Annotated in this window: 18 protein-coding genes; all 18 read left to right on the plus strand. The window is 54.8% G+C overall.

Features of this window, described 5'->3' with window-relative positions; genetic code table 11:
* The coding region (locus ABJK70_RS04950; protein WP_347257477.1) for a class I tRNA ligase family protein at positions 1-1,056 on the plus strand (1,056 nt) is incomplete at its 5' end.
* Between the two features lie 14 nt (positions 1,057-1,070).
* Positions 1,071-2,567 carry an HDOD domain-containing protein gene (locus tag ABJK70_RS04955; protein WP_133718130.1) on the plus strand — a complete coding sequence of 499 codons (1,497 nt, stop codon included), beginning with the start codon at positions 1,071-1,073 and terminating at the stop codon, positions 2,565-2,567.
* Positions 2,568-2,680: 113 nt separating this feature from the next.
* Positions 2,681-4,396: a type IV-A pilus assembly ATPase PilB gene (gene pilB, locus ABJK70_RS04960; RefSeq protein WP_077730548.1), complete on the plus strand. Its 1,716-nt coding sequence runs from the start codon at positions 2,681-2,683 to the stop codon at positions 4,394-4,396.
* A gap of 5 nt (positions 4,397-4,401) precedes the next feature.
* Positions 4,402-5,616, plus strand: coding sequence for a type II secretion system F family protein (locus tag ABJK70_RS04965; protein WP_077730547.1), 1,215 nt, complete (start codon positions 4,402-4,404; stop codon positions 5,614-5,616).
* Between the two features lie 16 nt (positions 5,617-5,632).
* Positions 5,633-6,514: an A24 family peptidase gene (locus ABJK70_RS04970; protein ID WP_347257478.1), complete on the plus strand. Its 882-nt coding sequence runs from the start codon at positions 5,633-5,635 to the stop codon at positions 6,512-6,514.
* Between the two features lie 9 nt (positions 6,515-6,523).
* On the plus strand, positions 6,524-7,117 hold the full coding sequence (coaE, locus tag ABJK70_RS04975) for a dephospho-CoA kinase (protein ID WP_156879762.1): 594 nt from the start codon (positions 6,524-6,526) through the stop codon (positions 7,115-7,117).
* A 120-nt stretch (positions 7,118-7,237) separates the two neighbouring features.
* Complete coding sequence (gene zapD / locus ABJK70_RS04980) at positions 7,238-8,032, plus strand: cell division protein ZapD (protein ID WP_347257479.1); 795 nt, start codon at positions 7,238-7,240, stop codon at positions 8,030-8,032.
* A 9-nt stretch (positions 8,033-8,041) separates the two neighbouring features.
* Positions 8,042-8,275 carry a DNA gyrase inhibitor YacG gene (locus ABJK70_RS04985; protein WP_077730545.1) on the plus strand — a complete coding sequence of 78 codons (234 nt, stop codon included), beginning with the start codon at positions 8,042-8,044 and terminating at the stop codon, positions 8,273-8,275.
* Between the two features lie 165 nt (positions 8,276-8,440).
* The gene (locus ABJK70_RS04990) at positions 8,441-8,728 is read left to right on the plus strand and encodes a zinc ribbon domain-containing protein (RefSeq protein WP_077730544.1); all 288 of its coding nucleotides are present in this window, start codon (positions 8,441-8,443) and stop codon (positions 8,726-8,728) included.
* Between the two features lie 66 nt (positions 8,729-8,794).
* Positions 8,795-10,588, plus strand: coding sequence for an aspartate--tRNA ligase (gene aspS / locus ABJK70_RS04995; RefSeq protein ID WP_347257480.1), 1,794 nt, complete (start codon positions 8,795-8,797; stop codon positions 10,586-10,588).
* A 1,020-nt stretch (positions 10,589-11,608) separates the two neighbouring features.
* Positions 11,609-12,544: an EpsD family peptidyl-prolyl cis-trans isomerase gene (locus ABJK70_RS05000; RefSeq protein ID WP_077730541.1), complete on the plus strand. Its 936-nt coding sequence runs from the start codon at positions 11,609-11,611 to the stop codon at positions 12,542-12,544.
* A gap of 111 nt (positions 12,545-12,655) precedes the next feature.
* Entirely contained in the window at positions 12,656-13,192 is a 537-nt protein-coding gene (locus ABJK70_RS05005) for a hypothetical protein (protein WP_143735168.1), read from the plus strand.
* A gap of 107 nt (positions 13,193-13,299) precedes the next feature.
* On the plus strand, positions 13,300-14,622 hold the full coding sequence (locus ABJK70_RS05010) for an undecaprenyl-phosphate glucose phosphotransferase (RefSeq protein WP_347257489.1): 1,323 nt from the start codon (positions 13,300-13,302) through the stop codon (positions 14,620-14,622).
* Positions 14,623-14,706: 84 nt separating this feature from the next.
* Entirely contained in the window at positions 14,707-15,504 is a 798-nt protein-coding gene (epsE, locus tag ABJK70_RS05015) for a polysaccharide export protein EpsE (protein WP_077730539.1), read from the plus strand.
* Between the two features lie 67 nt (positions 15,505-15,571).
* Entirely contained in the window at positions 15,572-16,978 is a 1,407-nt protein-coding gene (gene epsF, locus ABJK70_RS05020) for a chain length determinant protein EpsF (protein ID WP_077730538.1), read from the plus strand.
* Positions 16,979-17,092: 114 nt separating this feature from the next.
* The gene (epsG, locus tag ABJK70_RS05025) at positions 17,093-17,968 is read left to right on the plus strand and encodes a chain length determinant protein tyrosine kinase EpsG (RefSeq protein WP_347257481.1); all 876 of its coding nucleotides are present in this window, start codon (positions 17,093-17,095) and stop codon (positions 17,966-17,968) included.
* Positions 17,969-18,009: 41 nt separating this feature from the next.
* Positions 18,010-19,203, plus strand: a complete 1,194-nt coding sequence (locus ABJK70_RS05030; protein WP_139841059.1) for an O-antigen ligase family protein — start codon at positions 18,010-18,012, stop codon at positions 19,201-19,203.
* Between the two features lie 59 nt (positions 19,204-19,262).
* Positions 19,263-19,733 carry an acyltransferase gene (locus ABJK70_RS05035; RefSeq protein WP_156879756.1) on the plus strand — a complete coding sequence of 157 codons (471 nt, stop codon included), beginning with the start codon at positions 19,263-19,265 and terminating at the stop codon, positions 19,731-19,733.
* The last annotated feature ends 34 nt before the right edge of the window (positions 19,734-19,767 follow it).

Genomic DNA, 19,767 nt, shown 5'->3' on the forward strand with positions numbered 1-19,767 from the left:
GGCTGCGACGCCCTACGCTTCACCTTCGCCTCCCTGGCCTCCACCGGGCGCGACATCAAATTCGACATGGGCCGGGTCGAGGGCTACCGCAATTTCTGCAACAAGCTGTGGAACGCGGCGCGCTACGCACTGATGAACACCGAGGGCAAGGACTGCGGACTGGATAATGCCAACGTTAAGTTCACCTTGGCCGACCGATGGATTCGAAGCCGATTGCAGCTGACGATACGAGAGGCCAGCAACGCCATCGAGAATTATCGCTTCGACCTGGCGGCCCAAGCGATTTATGAATTCGTTTGGAACGAGTACTGCGATTGGTACCTGGAACTGTCCAAGCCCACGCTTTACGGCGCGGAATCCCCTGACAGCCAGGGATCGACTCCGATCGAGTATGTTTTAGGAACGCGCCAGACGCTGGTCCATGTACTCGAAACCATTCTACGCCTGGCTCATCCGCTGATGCCTTTCATCACCGAAGAAATCTGGCAGCGCGTCGCTCCTTTGGCCGGCAGGAAAGGCACGAGCATCATGCTGCAAGCCTATCCCGAGGTCGACGAAAGCTGGATCGATCCGGAATCCATCGCCGAGATGGAATGGGTCATGAATATCATCTTGGGCGTTCGGCGCATCCGCGGCGAAATGAACATCGCGCCCGGCAAGCCTCTGCCGATCATGATTCAGAATGGCTCCGAACAGGATCGGATTTGGCTGAGCCGCAACCAAGAGTTCATCGTAAAGCTGGCCCGCGTCGAAACCGTAACCTGGCTTTCGGAATCCGAAGCGGCTCCGGAATCCGCCACCGCGCTGGTCGGCGAGATGAAAGTTCTGATTCCCATGAAAGGATTGATCGACAAGGATGCCGAACTGGCGCGGCTGGAAAAGGAGATCCAGCGTTTGTCCAAAGACCTGCCGCGTATCGAGGGCAAGCTGAATGACACCGGCTTTCTCGAGAAAGCCCCCCCTCAAGTCGTCGCCAAGGAGCAAGCGCGCCTTCAAGAGATTCGCGTTAGCCTCGTGGAGTTGCAGGCGCAGGCGGAAAAAATCCGTGCTTTATAGGGGTACCTGTCATCATGCGCGATGATCCGGCCGCAGAAACACCTGAAGACGGTGCAAAGGCGTCAGTCAGCGAAACGTCGGCGGCCAACGTAAGAGAAAGCCCGACAACTCTGGAGGATTGGACCAACTGTCTGCGCGACAAGGAAATGCCTATTTTTTCCCGTACCGCGCAGCGTCTTAATCAAGTCATCGAGGATAAACGTTCGGGAGTATCCGAACTTTCGAAGATCATTCTCGAAGACCCGGGGCTCACGGCCAGGCTGCTGAAGTTCGCCAGCAGTCCTCACTACAACCCCAGCAGCATCCGTCTGGCAACCGTTACACGGGCTATCGTGTTGCTGGGACTCAATGTCATCCGCGAACTGGCACTAGCCTGCTCGTTCATCGAAACGGTTCTGTCCAAACAACGCAAACACCAAGTAAACCGGGAAATCGCCTGTGCCTTGCACAGCGCAGTACAGGCGAAATCACTCGCGATCTTGCTTAACGATCCACGACCAGAGGAAGTATTTGTCGCTGCCCTGCTGCACAACATCGGCCACATCGGCTTTTGGTGCTTCGAACACGATACCGGGGAAAAAATTCAGGTACTGACGGAACAGCAAAAAATACCTGCCGAAAAAGCCGAAAAAACCGTTTTAGGATTTCAACTCATTCATCTCGGCGCCTCCCTCAGCAAAACGTGGGGACTTGGCGGGTTGATCGAAGAGGCATTTTCCGGCAACTCACCCCGCACGGAGTACGTCAAGCTCGGTTATCAAGTCGCCAGAAATTCACCTCAAGGGTGGAACACCGAAGAAATCAGGCGCTGCATTTACCGAATGGCTGAGCTGACGGGAAAGCCGGAACGCCATTTGCTCACGATATTGCAGGATAACGCGGAAAGTGCGATAAGACTCGCCAAGCAATCCGGAGCCCATCAAGTCACACCCTATATCCCCGGCACAGATCGGGGGCCAACGGGCAAACAGCGTCAGACCGATGATCTAGCGCCGAGGGACGACACCAGCCTGATACAAATCATGCAGGACGTGACCAATCTCTTGTGCGGCGAGTTCAACGTGAACCTGGTTCTCGAAATGATCATGGAGGGAATTTATCGGGCTTTAGGCATGGATCGGGTCCTTTTCGCGCTGTTGACGCCCGATCGCAAACGTCTCAAGGAAAAGTTCGCGCTCGGCTGGCCGTCGGTTGAATCGCGCGGACAACTGCAAATCGGCATTGCCGGTTCGTCGCCCAACATTTTTTCGAACGTGCTGGAGAAGAACGAGTATTTTTGGGCTCGCGGTGCCGACACCGAAACACAGCGGTTATTTACCGGAGAGGTCATTGCGCAGTTCGGCCAGCACGACTGCTGCCTCTCCCCGGTCAGCTACGACAAGCGGGTCATAGGACTCTTCTATGCCGACCGCGCGTTCAGCAAAGAACCGATTACCCGTGAGGTTTTCGACAGTTTCCGTCAGTTGACCATGCAGGCCAATATTGCCTTGAAGCTTCTTCAAGCGCGCTGATCCTCACCATCAAGCGGCTCCGTCCGAGCAAACTGGATAAAGCCCATGCATCGACTAATATTATCGAGGCTTTCCAACAATGCGATGCATAGCTGTCCGTAGCATTAAATCTCATGGCAATCACGGCGACGAAATTGCAACTCAGCGGACTGGCCAAAAGCCTGGTCAAGGAAGGGCTGTTGACGGAATCCGATGCACATCTTCATCTCGACAGCGCTCTTCAAAAAAAAACCCATTTCGTAAGCTATCTGGTCGGCAACAAGATTCTCGATAGCCTATCCATTGCATGCGTAGCATCCAAAGAATACGGAATTCCTCTATTCGACCTGGATGCGATATCTCCGGACATGATGCCGACCAGGGCCGTCAGCGAGAAGCTGATCCGCCAGCACCATGTCCTGCCGCTGTTCAAGCGCGGGAACCGCCTGTATCTCGGGCTCGCCGATCCCACCAATCTCCAAGCTCTGGACGAGATCAAATTTCACACCCGGTCCAGCACCGAAAGCGTCATCGTAGAGGAAGACAAACTGACGCGGATGATCGACCAGGCCCTGGAAGCAGCCGACATCTCGTTCAAAGACTTGGTGGATGCCGATCTCGACAATCTCCGGATTACCGGCGGCGATGAAATCGATCAGCCCTCCGAAGGCGAATCCTCGGATATCGATGACGCCCCGATTGTCCGATTAGTCAACAAGTTTCTCCTCGACGCCATCAAGAAAGGCGCTTCCGATATCCATTTCGAGCCTTACGAAAAAAACTTCCGCGTCCGCTTTCGTCACGACGGCATGCTCCACGAGGTCACAAGCCTTCCGGTCAACCTCTCAGGGCGGGTCGCGGCGCGCCTGAAGGTCATGTCGCGAATGGACATCGCCGAGCGGCGCATCCCTCAGGACGGCCGCATCAAGATGGCATTGTCCAGGACTCGCGCCATCGATTTCCGCGTCAATACCTGTCCGACGCTATTCGGCGAAAAAATCGTACTCCGTATCCTCGATCCGACCGCGGCCCAAATCGGAATCGAAAAGCTCGGCTTCGAACCGGAGCAGCAGCAAAACTTCCTGAGCGCCATCAATAAGCCCTATGGGATGATTCTGGTTACGGGGCCCACCGGGAGCGGTAAAACGGTCAGTCTCTACACCGGGCTCAATATCCTGAATACGGCCGACCGCAATATCTCGACGGCAGAGGATCCGGTGGAAATCACCGTGCCCGGCATCAATCAGGTCAATGTCAACGTCAAAACCGGCCTGACTTTTGCCGAGGCGCTCCGGGCATTCCTGCGGCAGGACCCGGACGTCATCATGGTAGGCGAAATTCGCGACCTGGAAACGGCCGAGATTGCGGTCAAAGCCGCACAAACCGGCCACTTGGTGCTTTCCACCCTGCACACCAACGACGCGCCCCAAACGCTCAACCGCTTGATGCAAATGGGCATCCCTGCATTCAACATCGCTTCCTCGGTGTTGCTCATCATGGCGCAACGGCTGGCCAGGCGGCTTTGCGAGCATTGCAAGAAGGAAGAGGACCTCCCTCCGGAGGTTTTGCTGGAGGCCGGGTTTCGAGAAGAAGAGCTGGGCAGTTTTACGGTTTTCGGACCGGTCGGCTGCGATAAATGCGTAAAGGGATACAAGGGCCGCGTCGGCATTTATCAGGTCATGCCCATTTCCGAATCCATCAACCGCATCATTCTGGAGGGCGGGAACGTCCTTCAGCTCGGCGAACAAGCGAAAGCGGAGGGTGTGGCGGACCTGAGGGAATCGGGGCTTCGAAAAATCAAGTCGGGCATTACCAGTCTGGAAGAAATCGACCGCGTCACGCGAGATTAAGTCTTATGGCAAAAGAAGAACTCGTTCTGTTTATTTGGGAAGGCGCCGACCGTACCGGCGGGCGAATCAAAGGGGAACTGTCCGCGCGCACAGAAACTACGGCCAAGGCCGAACTCCGACGCCAGGGCATCAAAGTCATCAAGATCAAGAAAAAGCCCAAACCGCTCTTCAGTGCGCGAAAGAAGAAAATCACGACCAAAGACATCGCCGTATTCAGCCGACAGCTCGCGACGATGATGAGTGCAGGGGTACCGCTGGTTCAAGCCTTTGACATTGTCGGGCGTGGCCACGAGAATCCAAGCATGCAGGAACTGATCATGGGCATCAAGGCCGACGTCGAAGGAGGCAGTCCGCTTGCCGAAGCCTTGGGAAAGCATCCGATTTATTTTGACGAGCTATTCTGCAGCCTTGTGCATGCCGGCGAGCAAGCCGGCGTTCTCGAAACGCTGCTGCACAAGATAGCGGAATACAAGGAAAAAACCGAATCGCTGAAGGCCAAGATCAAAAAAGCCTTGACTTATCCCACAGCCGTCATCGTGGTTGCCTGTATCGTAACGGCCATCCTGCTGATCTTCGTGGTACCGACGTTCGAGGAATTGTTCAAGGGTTTTGGCGCGGACCTCCCGGCATTTACTCAAATGGTCATCGAGATGTCCCGGTTTCTACAGGCATCGTGGTATATCGTATTGGGAGTTCTCGTTGCCGTCGGCTTTGTGTTCGTGAAGCTCAAACAGCGCTCGGCCGCGTTCAATCAGGCCCTCGATAGATTTTCCCTGCACATACCGGCGATCGGCACCATTCTGCATAAGGCGGCGATTTCCCGTTTCGCCCGGACCTTGGCCACCATGTCGGCAGCCGGCGTCCCCTTGGTCGAGGCACTGAAGTCCGTGGCAGGTGCTACCGGTAATATCATTTATTCCAATGCCGTCCTTCGGATGCGAGACGAAGTCGCCACCGGACATCAGCTTCAACTGAGCATGCGACAGGCAAACCTGTTTCCCAACATGGTCATACAAATGGTCGCAATCGGAGAGGAATCCGGCTCTTTGGACAGCATGCTCGCCAAAGTGGCGGACTTCTACGAGGAGGAAGTGGACAACGCCGTCGATTCGCTAAGCAGCCTTCTTGAGCCCATGATCATGGCGTTCCTGGGCGTCGTTGTCGGCGGTTTGGTGGTCGCCATGTACTTGCCGATATTCAAGCTCGGCTCAGTCGTCTGATCGAGGAAATTCCGAGGTGGCGCCACTCATCCAGTTATTGGCCGAAAATCCAGCTTTGTTCTTGACCGTCATCGGCGTTCTGGGGCTCGTGGTCGGCAGTTTCCTGAACGTAGTCATTCACCGCTTGCCGATAATGCTGGAAAAAACCTGGCGGCGGGAGTGTAAAACCTATCTCGATCTCGAACCCGAATCGGAGCCGGACGAGGCCTACAATTTGCTCGTTCCGGGTTCACGTTGTCCACAGTGCAATCGGCCGATCCGCGCTTGGGAAAACATCCCGGTCGTCAGTTACCTACTGCTTAGAGGACGATGTGCCGGGTGTCGAATACCAATCCCCTTTCGCTACCCGGCCATCGAAGCGCTGACCGCCGCGATTTCTGTCGCCGTTGCCTGGCACTTCGGTTTCACTTGGCAAACCGCATCGGCACTGATCCTCAGCTGGAGTCTAGTTTGCTTGAGTTTTATCGACTTCGATCGTCAACTGCTTCCCGATGCGATTACCTTACCTATCCTATGGGCAGGACTGTTTCTTAGCCTGTTCAACATTTTTACAGACAGCTCCTCGAGTATACTGGGGGCCATCTTCGGCTATCTAAGCCTTTGGCTGGTATACCACTTGTTCAGGATCGCGACCGGCAAAGAAGGGATGGGATACGGCGATTTCAAACTGCTCGCCATGCTCGGCGCGTGGTTGGGATGGAGCCTTTTGCCGACCATAGTGCTGCTCTCATCCTTGGTCGGGGCCATCATCGGGATAGCCATGATCGCCGTTCTCAGGCACGACCGCAGCATTCCCATACCATTCGGCCCTTATTTAGCCATTGCCGGATGGATTGCCCTGCTGTGGGGCCATGACATAAACGCCGCTTATATGCGTTTCGCGGGAATTTCCGGCTGAGCCCCCATCATGCTTGTCATCGGTTTGACCGGCGGAATCGGTTGCGGTAAAAGCACGGTTGCCAGATTATTCGCCGCCAAGGGCGTTCCAATTCTGGACGCGGACGTCATCGCCCGCGAGTTGGTCGAACCGAATCGACCGGCATTCGAGGCGATCAAGCAGCACTTCGGGGCTGCGATTCTAAGAGATGGCTGTCTCGATCGGGCAAGATTGCGAGAACTCGTCTTTTCCGATCCCGAAGAAAAACGCTGGATCGAGACACTGCTGCATCCCCTGGTGTATTCCGAGATCGGCCGACGAATAGCGACTCTTTCGGCACCTTACTGTATCGTGGTCGTTCCCCTGCTTCTGGAAACCGGCCAAAGGCATTTCGTGGATAGATTGCTGGTCGTCGATTGTTCAGAAGAAACGCAACGGCAGCGCGTCAGGCTCCGCGATGGATTGAGCGATAGGGAAATCGAGAAAATCATGGCGTCCCAAGCCAGCCGCGCCGAACGGCTGGAAGCAGCAGACGACGTGCTCGAGAACATGGTCGATGAAGCTGCTCTATCGGACCGTATCGAAGAATTACACCAACTCTATCTCGCACTCGGTGGGCAGTAATCCGAATAATTCTTACACAAGAGCAAGCGCAAAAGGTAGTATTGACTAATCTCCGGGATAAACGAAAATGGTGTCCGCCAACGGACACCCTTTCATAAATCCTGGATCGGATTGTTTATTATGCTATCGATTGCCGAAATTCCCGCCTTGAGCGATTCCATTATTTACGAGTTCCCGCTAAATGAGCGCATACGCGTATTCATGAGGCTTGAGCAACTCTTTCAGCAGCTTGACCATTTCATGGCCGGCAATTCGATTTGGGACAGTCGGGCAGTCATTTCAACGCTGCTGGATGTCCTAACGCTCTTTAGCCGCAATGATCTGAAGTCGGAAACATTAAAGGAGTTGGATCGCCATGCTGCGGTGCTGACGCGAATGGCGCACAATCAAGACATCGATCACGCTAAGCTGGATAAGGTCCTGACGAAGCTCGATAAATTAAGCAAAGAGCTTTATGCGGTTCCCGGCAAGCTCGGCCTCTCTCTGATGGAAAACGAGCTTTTCAAGAGCATCTCTCAGCGCAGCACCATTCCGGGCGGAACTTGTTCTTTCGATTTACCGGCCTTTCATTACTGGCTTAAACTCGACGACCACACACGCCGGCACGATCTCGAAAGTTGGTTGGAGCCGTTTCGTCTCATACGCTCGGCTATCGATATTTTGCTGAATTTCATACGGACCAGCGCCGCACCGACCGATGAACAGGCTAGCGGCGGCTTCTTTCAGAAAAGCCTGGACCACACCCTGCCGTTTCAACTGCTACGCGTAGGCGTGAGGCGTTCGCAACCTTATTTTGCGGAAATCAGCGGAGGCAAGCACCGGTTCACCGTGCGCTTCATGATTCCCGACACGGTTGAACGGCCGACCCAATGCCAAGACGATATTACTTTCCAGTTAACCTGCTGCTTATTGTGACGAGCGAGTTTGTCCGACGCACTTTCATATAAAATCGTTAAATGTCCTCGTTGTCGAAAGCCAGTCGCCTGGAGCGAAACCCATCGGTTTAAGCCATTTTGCAGCGAGTACTGCAAATTGATCGATCTAGGCGAATGGGCCTCAGCGTCCTATGCCATAGCGGGTGAGCCGGCGGATCCCGACTCGCCGGACACGGAAACACCGCTATCGAGCGACTATTCGGGTTACCTGCCTGATCCATAATCTTGCGGACAGCCTATCATCCGCGAAACGGCCGTATTCATCGGGCTTTTGGGGGCACCTGAGCGGTCAAATGCCGTTTCCCGGATCATGGAACATTGTCCTTGAAAACTCGTCCTAAACCCTCATATTACAAGCGCCTGTTTCAGATCAAACGAGGAGTTTTCCATGCCTATCTATGAATACCAATGCAAATCGTGCGGCCACGAATTCGAAGCCATCCAGAAAATCAGCGACGATCCTTTGAAAGAATGCCCCGCATGCGGCGATCTCGAATTGAATAAATTGGTATCGGCCGCCGGTTTCCGACTGAAGGGGGGTGGCTGGTATGAAACGGACTTCAAGGGCGGAAAAGACAAGAAAAAGAACCTGGCCGGCGACACTTCCGACGGTAAATCGGATTCGTCGACGGCCAAGAAGGAAACCCAAAAGTCGACTGCGGATGCGGCCTCGTAAACTTGTACATCGATAGCCAGACCCGTAATATTTTCGTTTTTGTCGTTCGAATTTAGAGATATAGCAATGCGTAGCCACAGATGTGGAGAATTGACGGAAAGCCATTTGAATCAGGACGTGGACCTCTGTGGCTGGGTTCACCGCCGCCGCGACCACGGCGGCGTGATATTTATCGATCTCCGCGACCGAGAAGGCCTTGTTCAGGTCGTATTCGATCCCGATTATGCGGAAGCCTTCAAGCTGGCAGAGACGGTTCGCAGCGAATACGTGCTTAAAGTGCACGGCACGGTTCGCCTCCGCCCCGCCGGCACGGAAAACCCGAATTTGCCGACGGGCAAAATCGAGGTTCTGGCTACGCGGTTGGAAATCCTCAACAAAGCCGAAACGCCCCCGTTTCCGTTGGAAAGCGAAATCGAAGTCAGCGAGGAAACCCGTCTGCGTTTCCGCTACATCGATTTGCGCCGTCCGGTGATGCAGCATCGCATGAAGATGCGGCGCGACGTTGTACGCTTTCTAAGACAATTTCTTGATCATCACGGGTTCTACGAGATCGAAACTCCTTTCCTGACCAAAGCGACCCCGGAGGGCGCGCGGGATTATCTGGTCCCGAGCCGAACTCACCCGAACCACTTCTTCGCCCTGCCGCAGTCTCCGCAGCTGTACAAACAGCTGCTGATGATTTCCGGCATGGATCGCTATTATCAGGTGGTACGCTGCTTCCGGGATGAGGATCTTCGCGCCGATCGCCAGCCGGAGTTCACGCAGCTCGACATCGAAACCTCCTTCATGGACGAAAGCCAGATCATGTATCTCATGGAGGACATGATTCGGCAGCTGTTCACCGACGTTTTGCACGTCGAGTTGCCCAATCCCTTCCCCCGGTTGACTTATGCGGAAGCCATGCAACGCTACGGTTCGGACAAGCCGGATTTGCGCATCCCGCTCGAATTGGTCGATATCGCGGACTTGGTCGCACAAGCGGAATTCAAAGTGTTCGCCGGTCCCGCCAAGGATCCAGATGGGAGAGTCGTGGCGCTTAAACTCCCCGGCGGCGCCAATTTGTCCCGCAAGGAGATCGACGATCTGACCCAGTATGTCGCCATATACGGCGCCAAGGGCCTAGCCTACATTAAGGTCGTCGACCGCAGCGCCGGAGTCGAAGGCTTGCAATCGCCGATCGTCAAATTCCTTCCTGCGGAAGCCGTGCGCGGCATCCTAGATCGAGTCGAGGCGGAAACCGGCGACATCATTTTCTTCGGCGCCGACAAAACCAAAATCGTCAACGAAGCGATAGGCGCCCTGCGCCTGAAGCTAGGCCAAGACCGCGGACTCGTGGACAAAGGCTGGAAGCCGCTATGGGTGGTCGATTTTCCCATGTTCGAATGGGATGAAAAGGAAGCCCGTTGGTTCGCACTGCACCACCCGTTTACCGCTCCGAAATGCAGCCTCGAGGAGCTTCAGTCCGATCCCGGCCGCGCCCTTTCCCGAGCCTACGACATGGTGCTGAACGGCACTGAAATCGGCGGTGGCTCCATACGTATCCACCGTACCGACATGCAGAAAGCCGCGTTTGAGCTGCTCGGGATCGGAGATGAAGAGGCCCAACAAAAATTCGGTTTCCTGCTCAATGCGCTCCGGTATGGAGCGCCGCCTCATGGCGGCTTGGCCTTCGGTCTGGACCGGCTGGTTATGCTTATGAGCGGCGCGACATCGATACGCGAAGTCATGGCCTTCCCCAAAACTCAATCGGCCTGGTGCCCGATGATCGACGCTCCGGCCATGGTCACCGACGCTCAGCTCCGCGAACTCGGTATACGCCTTCGCCGTCCGCAAGAGGGAGAAAAAGGCGAAACGACTTAATAACAAGGAGGCGCGATAGGCGTTCGGGATTACCCCCGAATAGCGGCAGAGCTGTCGCGCCGAAGCACGCCCTGGGTTTCGCTTGCAAAAGCCGACCGAGGCGGCGTTGCTCCTTCAATTGCAAACGTCGCTTTAGTCGCGACCTGTTTCCTTACGCTCGCCGGCCGGTTCGCGGCTGAGCCGCCCGCGCCGCCCACCGTCTTCGTGCCCCTTCGACCGAGCTCAGGGCAGGCCCTTCCGACGGGGCTGAGGACAGGCAAGGCCATCTAACCGGCCTAACGCACGGTCCGCAGCTCCAACTGCCGTTTCCAGGTACAACTTATCCATTGTCCTATCGCCGTCCGGCAACACCTAAACCCTCGGCTCCATCGAATACCCGTTCGTCGTGGTTACTCCTGGAGCTAACTCTGTCGCAAGCCCCCACCAAAACTTTCCGCAAATACACTCGCATCGCTCGCGCCGAAGGCATGAACCCTTCACAGTGATGGCCGAAGCCATACGCATCCAATTAACAGCCCCATCTTGTCGCAAAACTGTGACACTACCGATGACCTTTACGCTTGAGGGACGGCACGATTTCTCCCATTGCCCCGACGAAAACGCGTTCGGACGCACGCTAGACAGAAAAACGCGTTGATTCAAGCGCATTCGACCGGTTGCAGCCAGCTCTCACGAGCGATGTCGTCTTGCAGCGACTCAACGCTTTCCAAAACGAGCGAAACTGGAACAAATCCGCTGCCGGAAGACCTCTTTTTGAGCGTAATCAAACAAAAACATCATACCCTCGCAACCCTTTCCCATCGATTCAAGAGCTGTGTCCAGACTCCCAACCCCGAAGCTCAAAGCGACGGTATCCGCGGTATACGCTGTAATCACGGCCTTTCTGCGCGTAGGTCCAAAGACCGCACTTCTCGCAGGACTGGACCGAAAAACGATGATGGTCCAGGTTTTGCTTTACATGGTTCGTACACGGTAAATATTTCGACCCCGCTGGAAACAGGATTAGGAGTTTAGGAGTTCATGATTTTACGGAGAATTGTGGATAGAAAGATTTGGTTGAGATCGCTGCCGCTGAGTGCGCACGCGATTTTGGCGTTGTTGAGTGCATGCGACAGTCAGTTCGCGTCCGACAAAACGACCCAAATCGTGGCCCGTGTTAACGGAGATGACATTTCCGTCGGTCAGCTCGATGTTCTCCTCTCTGGTTCGGCCACGCGCCCCGATAGTGAAGTCGGAAGCATTTGGGAGAAGAGCATCGACAGCCTGATAAACCAACAACTTCTTTCAAAACAAGCGATCGAAAAGCATCTTGACCGTGATCCCCGTGTCACGCTTGCTACAGCGATGGCTGAGCGTCAGGTTCTCGCGCAGGCCTACCTCGATCATATTGCTCAAGCGGTTGCCAAACCGGACCCCGCTGAAATCAGCGCTTTTTACAAATCCCATCCTCAACTGTTCGAAAAGCGCAAGATCTACGAACTCCAGCAAATATCTATCCCCCTAACGCCTGAAAACAACAAGCTTATTGACTCGCGCCTAAAGCAGCCCGTGCGGTTCAACGCCCTGTCAAAATGGCTGCACGAGCAAAATATTCCCCATACCTTACAAACGGTAATACGTCCTGCCGAACATCTACCCTTGGAGAAACTAGACGAATTTGATCGCCTAAACAAAGGAGATGCCGTTTCGTTCAAGGCGGGAGATGAGTTTCTCGTGTTGCAATTGTTGACGGTCAAAGAAGCTCCCCTCGATCACGATAAGGCCACTCCCCTGATCGAGTCCTTCCTCACAAACCAGCGGCGGATAACGCAGATAAACCGTGAATTGAGCCGGCTCCGGGAGACTGCAACCGTAGAGTATTTTGGCGGCATGGAACCTTCCGGCAATACCCTATCGCCCACCGACAGCGGCGCTGAATTTATATCGAATAACATTCCTCCATTTAAAACCCAATAATGGACTGATAATAAGCCAACTTACGCTTCGCCTAGCTGATCGATATTGGATTTCATAAGAATACGAGCATCCAGTTCTGTTTTCTTTAGACGCATCACATGGGGGTTTTATATGAGCTTAAGACAGATTCTAAACGTCTCTTACAGAATAATTTTTTGCCTGTTGTTCATCTGGTTTAAAGGAGCATCTGCGGAGAACTTCAGTGATTATCCTTCAACTTTCGGCACGCCTTATCATGACAAAGAAAGGAACCACGCTATCGATAAGTCTAGCGCTCATATACCACCTTCCGGTAAAGCAGGCTTTGCTGAAACCTCCTTCTTCGGCATAGCCAAAAGCTCCTATCGCCTCCTATCTTCTGTCAACGTAAACGCCATCCGCTTTGCCCTTGACATACCGGGCCGAAAATCCAAGAACGGCTGGAATGAATCTGAAATAACATTCCAAGGAATGCAAGAGCTTTCTCTTGATGCCATGGCCGTCGACCGCTACAAGAAAAATCGAAAAGAGGACATGTACGCTGGTTATGCCTCGCCCGCACCCGACACAGAAACCTGGCTCATGATATTGGTCGGAATTACCTTGATCGGATTGCAGGTTATACGCGGCAACAAGAAAGCCGAACCCATTTATTCTTCTCTGCATTAACGTCACCCTACGACAGCTACCCTATTTCGCTGATCTTAGGAGAAAAAGGCTTGCAGGCAATCGACCGACCTTCAGTTCTATTAGTCAAGAGTCTTCTAAATCCAATTGTGATCGTCGGGTGTTTTATCTTGACGATCCACTTTTATGGATTAAAGATCGAAAAGCATTACTTTTTGCTATTAGTAATAACATTTTTGATCGCCTCGCTAATTTTTGACGAAATAGACCTGGAACTAGACTTCAAATCGAGTCTCTTGCGTTCGTTCGGCAATATTTTCGCTCGTTGGACCTTTTTATTCGGTTTCCTGGCGATATTGGGTTTTGCCGCAAAAATGTCGGACGACTTTTCGAGAAAGCTTCTGTTGACTTGGTTTGTCGCCACGCCGTTGGTGCTCATTGCGGTACAACTATTGGCTCGTCGTGCATTGCAATCGGCGGTCTCGCAGGGCGATGCCCAACGCAGAGCAATCATTGTCGGGGTAAACGAGCTCGGCCTTAAATTAGCGAGACAGTTCGAGTCCGCGCCTTATTTGGGAATCAGCTTCGCCGGTTTCTTCGACGACAGGAGTCCGGAGCGTCTAGGCGTGAGCCACATCAATCTATTGGGAAAGATGAACGAGGTGGCGGAGTTCGTCCGAACTAAATCCATTCACCTCATCTATATCGCGTTACCGATGATGGCTCAGCCGCGGATTTTCGATCTTCTCGATAAACTCAGAGATACCACGGCATCCATTTACTTCGTTCCCGATATTTTTGTCTTCGATCTCATTCAAGCACGATTTGGGAATATAAACGGCATTCCGGTAGTGGCTGTCTGCGAATCACCGTTTTATGGTGTCAACCGGGTCATGAAGCGTATCGTCGATATCCTTTTTGCATCGATCATTCTGATTTTGATTTCCCCATTGATGCTTGCGATAGCCATCGGGGTCAAGCTGAGTTCGCCCGGTCCCGTCATTTTCAAGCAGCGTCGTTACGGCCTCGACGGCGAGGAAATCAAAGTCTACAAATTCCGAACGATGACGGTCTGCGAGGACGGTCATAACGTTCGACAGGCGAGTAAAACCGATAATCGAATTACCCGTTTCGGCCGATTTCTGCGTAAGACATCTCTGGACGAATTGCCGCAATTTATCAATGTATTGCAGGGGCGTATGAGTATAGTCGGGCCTCGTCCGCATGCCGTGGCTCATAACGAACTGTACCGCACTCAAATCAAAGGTTACATGATCCGTCACAAGGTAAAACCGGGTATTACCGGATGGGCGCAGGTCAATGGTTTCCGGGGAGAAACCGACACGTTGCAGAAAATGAAAGCCCGAATCGAGTTCGATCTCGATTATTTGCGGAACTGGTCGCTGTCTCTGGACCTGTGGATTATTTTGAGAACCGCCGGTGTCTTTCTCAAACAGGACACCGCTTACTGATCGGAAGAATATAAGGGCGCGCGTAGATTCTCATTATTTGGACTTTTGGATTCAGCCTTATTTTCGAACTTTATTCACTAAAACATGTTCAGACCCTTCGGTATTTGCCCGCATTTTTTTATCGGCTTGATCGGTTTGCTGATCCTATCGACTTCGCAGGCCGATTATTTGCTCGGCCCCAACGATGTCGTACGCATTGCGGTTTACGGCAACGAGGATCTCGCCACCGAAACCCGTGTCTCGGATAGCGGAAAAATCACGTTTCCGCTCCTCGGGGAAATCGAATTGGGCGGTTTATCCGTCGGAGAAGCGGAAGCTCGCGTCGAAACCCTTCTTTCAGAACGAGGTTACGTACGCAATCCCCAGGTAAACATCACGGTGCAGGAATACCGCAGTCACGAAGTGGCCGTATTGGGATTCGTGAACAAACCCGGACGTTTCGCCCTGGATACCGCGAGCACGGTCACTCAGTTGATCGCGCTGGCGGGAGGCGTGAATCCGCAAGGAGACGATCGGACCATCGTGACCCGAACTCGGAATGGGCAAACCTACCGCGAAGAGCTGAATCTCAAAGAACTGCTCGAGGAAGGAAAAGCGTCGGAAGACATTTTCGCCGAAGACGGAGACGTCATATTCGTGCCGCGTGCCCCGGTTTTTTACATCCACGGCGAAGTGCAGCGCCCCGGCGCATACCGTTTGGAGCGGAACATGTCCGTCGCTCAAGCGATTTCATTGGGCGGAGGCGTGACTCCTCGCGGCAGCCTGCGCAGCATCACGATCAAGCGGAGATCCTCGGAAGATCAGTTGACGACGCTCGATGCGGAGTTGGATGAACTGATCGAAAAGGACGATGTGATCTATGTGGACGAACGATGGTTTTAGCGAATCTTCCCGGAAGCAAAGGCATGCCTTCGTCCTCGGCATGGATTTCATGGATTGGTAACCAGATATGAATTTGAATCAGTTCCTGCAGATTCTATGGGCACGGCTGTGGGTGCTCGTTCTTACGCCGCTGGCGGCTGCCCTGACGGTCCTCGCGATAAGCCTGATACTGCCGAAGGCGTATACCGCCACGTCGACCCTCGTCGTCGATTACAAGGGCGTGGACCCCATTACCGGCATCGCGGTGCCGGCGCAGCTGATGCCGGGTTACATGGCCACCCAAGTCAACATCATCGGCAGCCATAACGTGGCGCTCAAGGTCGTCGATCGACTCAAGCTGGCCGATCTGCCGGAATCGAAGGAACGGTTCGAGCAAGAAGCGAAGGGAACGGGCGACATTCGCGACTGGCTGGCCGATCAGTTGCTGAAAAAACTGGAGGTTCAACCGTCGCGGGAGAGCAGCGTTATTCAAGTAAGTTATTCGGATGTCGACCCGACGCTCGCCGCCGCGCTGTCCAACGCATTCGCGGAAAATTACATCGCGACCAACCTGGAACTCAAGACCGAGCCGGCGCGCCAGAATGCCGCTTGGTTCGAGCAGCAAATCAAGGGTTTGCGGGAAAACCTGGAGAAAGCCCAGGCCAGTCTGTCCGAATACCAGCAGGAAAAGGGCATCGTCGCTCTCGACCAACACTGGGACGTAGAAAACAGCCGGCTGGAAGAGCTCTCCAAGCAGCTGGTGGCCGCTCAGTCGCACACCTACGATCTGATCTCCCGCCGCAATCAATTGGAAGCGGCAGGCAGCGCCTTCTTGCCGGAAACCTTACCGGATGTGCTTGCCAATTCCGTGGTTCAGGATCTGAAGGCGAAACTGGCGCTAGCCGAGACCAGACTTGCCGAAATCGGAGAGAAATACGACATCAACCATCCCATCCATCAGCAAGCCGTGGCCGAAGCCGGCAGCCTCAAACGCAAGTTGGCAGCCGAGACAAAAACCATCCTTCACAGCCTGAATACCGCGGTGGACATCGCGCGCATGCGCGAAAACGAGCTCAGAACGGCGCTCGGCGCGCAAAAGGCACGAGTACTGGAACTCAACAAGCAGCGGGACGAACTCGCGGTACTGACCCATGAAGTCGAACATGCCCGGCAGTCTTACACAGCCGCTTTGCAACGGTTCAATCAGACGCGCCTCGAAAGCGAGGCCAACCAAACCAATGTCGCCGTCTTGAATCCCGCCAAACCGCCGTTGCGGCCGTCGCGGCCGAAAGTGCTGCTGAACGTCGCGGTAGCGGCTTTTCTAGGCGTCATTCTGGCGGTCAGCTTCGCTTTGCTGCTGGAATTGCTCGATCGCCGCGTGCGCTCCCCGGAAGACTTGAGCATCACACTCGGACTCCCCGTGCTAGGGGTTTTGACCGATGCGAAATTACGCCATCCGAAATGGCGTTTGGCTTTCTCCAAAACTCCGGTCTGAAGCCGCCATGAAACCGGTAGGCTTCGATTGCCAAGGCCGCACGCAAATCTTCCAGCCGTCGCCCCGATGGCAGGGACGAAACGCCCATCTCTCATTGCCCAACGAGATCTTTTTATGACACAAACCCCGGCGCTCAAGATTAACCCGGAACCCATCGGCGCCGAACGCCGGATCGGACAAATCCTGCGGGAATCGGGCAGGCTCTCGCCGCTCGATGCGGAACGGGTGCTGCATCTCCAGAGAGAAACCGGGCTGCGTTTCGGCGAGGCCGCACTGCGGCTTGGATTGATTTCCGAAGAAGACATCAACCGAGCGATTTCGGAACAGTTCGATTACCGCTATTTGAAGCCGGGACAGGGAAATTTCAGCACTCGACTGATTGCCGCGTATCAGCCGTTCAGCCACCAGATGGAGGTGTTCCGCGCCATACGCAGTCAGCTGATGCTGCGCTGGCACGGCGATGGGAGCAAAACCCTGGCCGTAACCAGTCCTCGTCGCGGAGAGGGGCGCAGTTATGCCGTGTCGAACCTTGCCGTCGTATTTTCGCAACTGGGACAGCGAACGCTGCTCGTAGATGCCGATCTGCGCAACCCGAGCCAGCACGACATTTTCGCTTTGGGCCGCAACGGCATGGGCTTGTCCGATCTGCTAGTGGGTCGCGGCGGCGGCGAATGCATCCGCCGCATCGTGGAATTCGCCGATCTATCGGTGCTTCCGGCCGGCACACTTCCGCCCAATCCGTTGGAATTGCTCAGCCGCGGCGCATTCGATGCGCTTCTGAGGGACTTCTCGGCGGCATACGACATCGTTCTTCTGGATACGCCCGGCGGAATTGCCAGCAGCGACGCCCAAACGGTCGCCGCGCGCGCCGGCGCATCCCTGCTGATCGTGAGAAAGCATGTAACCCCCTTCTCCGAAACCGATTTTCTCCGGCAAATGCTGACCGCCGTCGGCTGCCGGATCGTGGGCGCGGTACTCAATGAGTTTTGAAGATCGATTGCGCCGAACGCCGGACGGGAGGGGAGCCGAACATGGCGTTTAGACGCATGTTTCTTCTCGCGCAACTGGTGTTGGTCCTCAATATGGGACATTTGCTCGGCCTGGCCAACGCCAATCCCGTCGAGAAACTGTTTTTAATCCTGGCGGGACTGGTTTTCACGCTCACCCGCAAGCGCATTCCGGCCAACCTCGTGTTGATGGGCTTCATCATCCTCGTCAGCTTCGTCTGCGGTCTTCTCAGCGAGTTCGACGCCTTTTCCTGGAACCGATACGCGCGAAGCCTGGTGAGTCTCATCGCTTTTCTGCTTTTTTTTACGGCTTTTCCGGAACAGCGAGACCGGGAGTTCATATTGCTGATCGCAGCCCTCATTCCGCCGGTCTCGGTGTTGCTCGGAACGATTTACGAGGCAGTGGGCATCAGTTATCTATGGATGACGGATTATCTCGGCACCCGCCGGCTCGCCGGCAACATGGGACCGGCATTTCTCGGGGGAGCCGGCGTTACCGGCGCCGTGGCGGCCAGTTACCTCGCCCTGCAGCAGCGTTCGCGTTATCTCCTGCTTGCCCTCGTCAATGCCGGAATCACCATGCTCACGGCTTCCCGTATGCCGTCGGCGCTCGCGCTCGGCGTTACCGGCGCGATGCTGTTCATGGAAAGCCGGTCCGCGGTGTTCAGAATCTTGATGGTTCTTTACGGCTGCGTCGTGGTAGCCGGACTTTTCTACCTCATGGGAGACCAACTGATGACCCGCGTGTCGTCCGAGGCGATGAGCGGCCGCGACATCATTTGGAACGAACTGAAAGCCTACGTACACCGCTTTCCCTATTTCGGCGTCGGCTTGGGACACCAGATGGATATCCTGTCCGCTAGAACGTCCACCACGACGCACACGGTCGCCGCGCACAACGAATATCTTCGGTTCACCGTGGAGGTCGGCTATGTCGGCTCATTGCTCATGGGCTGCGCCTTCATAGCCATGCTGGTGAACCTGCTGCGCGATCCTCTTGTGACGAAAAAGTGGGCTTTTCTGATGGTCGCTGCGGCTTTCTTCGTTTATTCGTCAACCGACAACACATTCAGCGTGCCTCAAATCTTCATGGCGCTGGTGGTTGCCTTCTTCGGTTCCTGCGACCGCCGCGAACCGGTTCCGCCATCTCCCGAATCGTACAGTCCTCAACCGTTTCGGACGGCCGAGCCCGCCCTCGACCCGCCGCACAGGGTCTGACCCAGGACATCGCCAAAGTTTCACCTCAAAAAAGCAAGTATCCAGGAGAAACGTCAAAGATGAATCTCGGCAAACTCAGATGGGTCCGATTGTACCTGGTCAAATTCAAGCGCCTTTGGCTGGTGAAGGTCTTTCGCATGGATATCCATCCATCCAGCCAGTTTTCGCTGTCGACCAAATTCGATCTGACCAATCCCAAGGGGATCCACGTGGGCGAGGAGTCCTACATCGCTTTCGACGTCGCCATTCTCGCGCACGACCTGACCCGCGGCTTTCATACTCACACCCGGATCGGACGCCGGTGTTTCGTGGGAGCGAGAAGCATCATTCTGCCTGGGATCACGATCGGGGACGAAAGCATCGTGGGAGCGGGCTCGGTGGTCACGCGCGACGTGCCGCCCCGGACGGTCGTAGCAGGCAATCCGGCCCGCGTCATCAAAACCGACATCGTGGTGGCAGGTCCCTTCGGTCGCCTGGAAGGGGCCGACGCAAGGCAAGGTCGCATGATGGCGGAAAACGATTTCGCTTAACGACCGCAAACGAAGATCGCATTCGAGAGGAGCG

It is taken from the genome of Methylocaldum sp. (assembly GCF_039794385.1).
In the GTDB taxonomy this organism is placed as follows: Bacteria; Pseudomonadota; Gammaproteobacteria; order Methylococcales; family Methylococcaceae; genus Methylocaldum.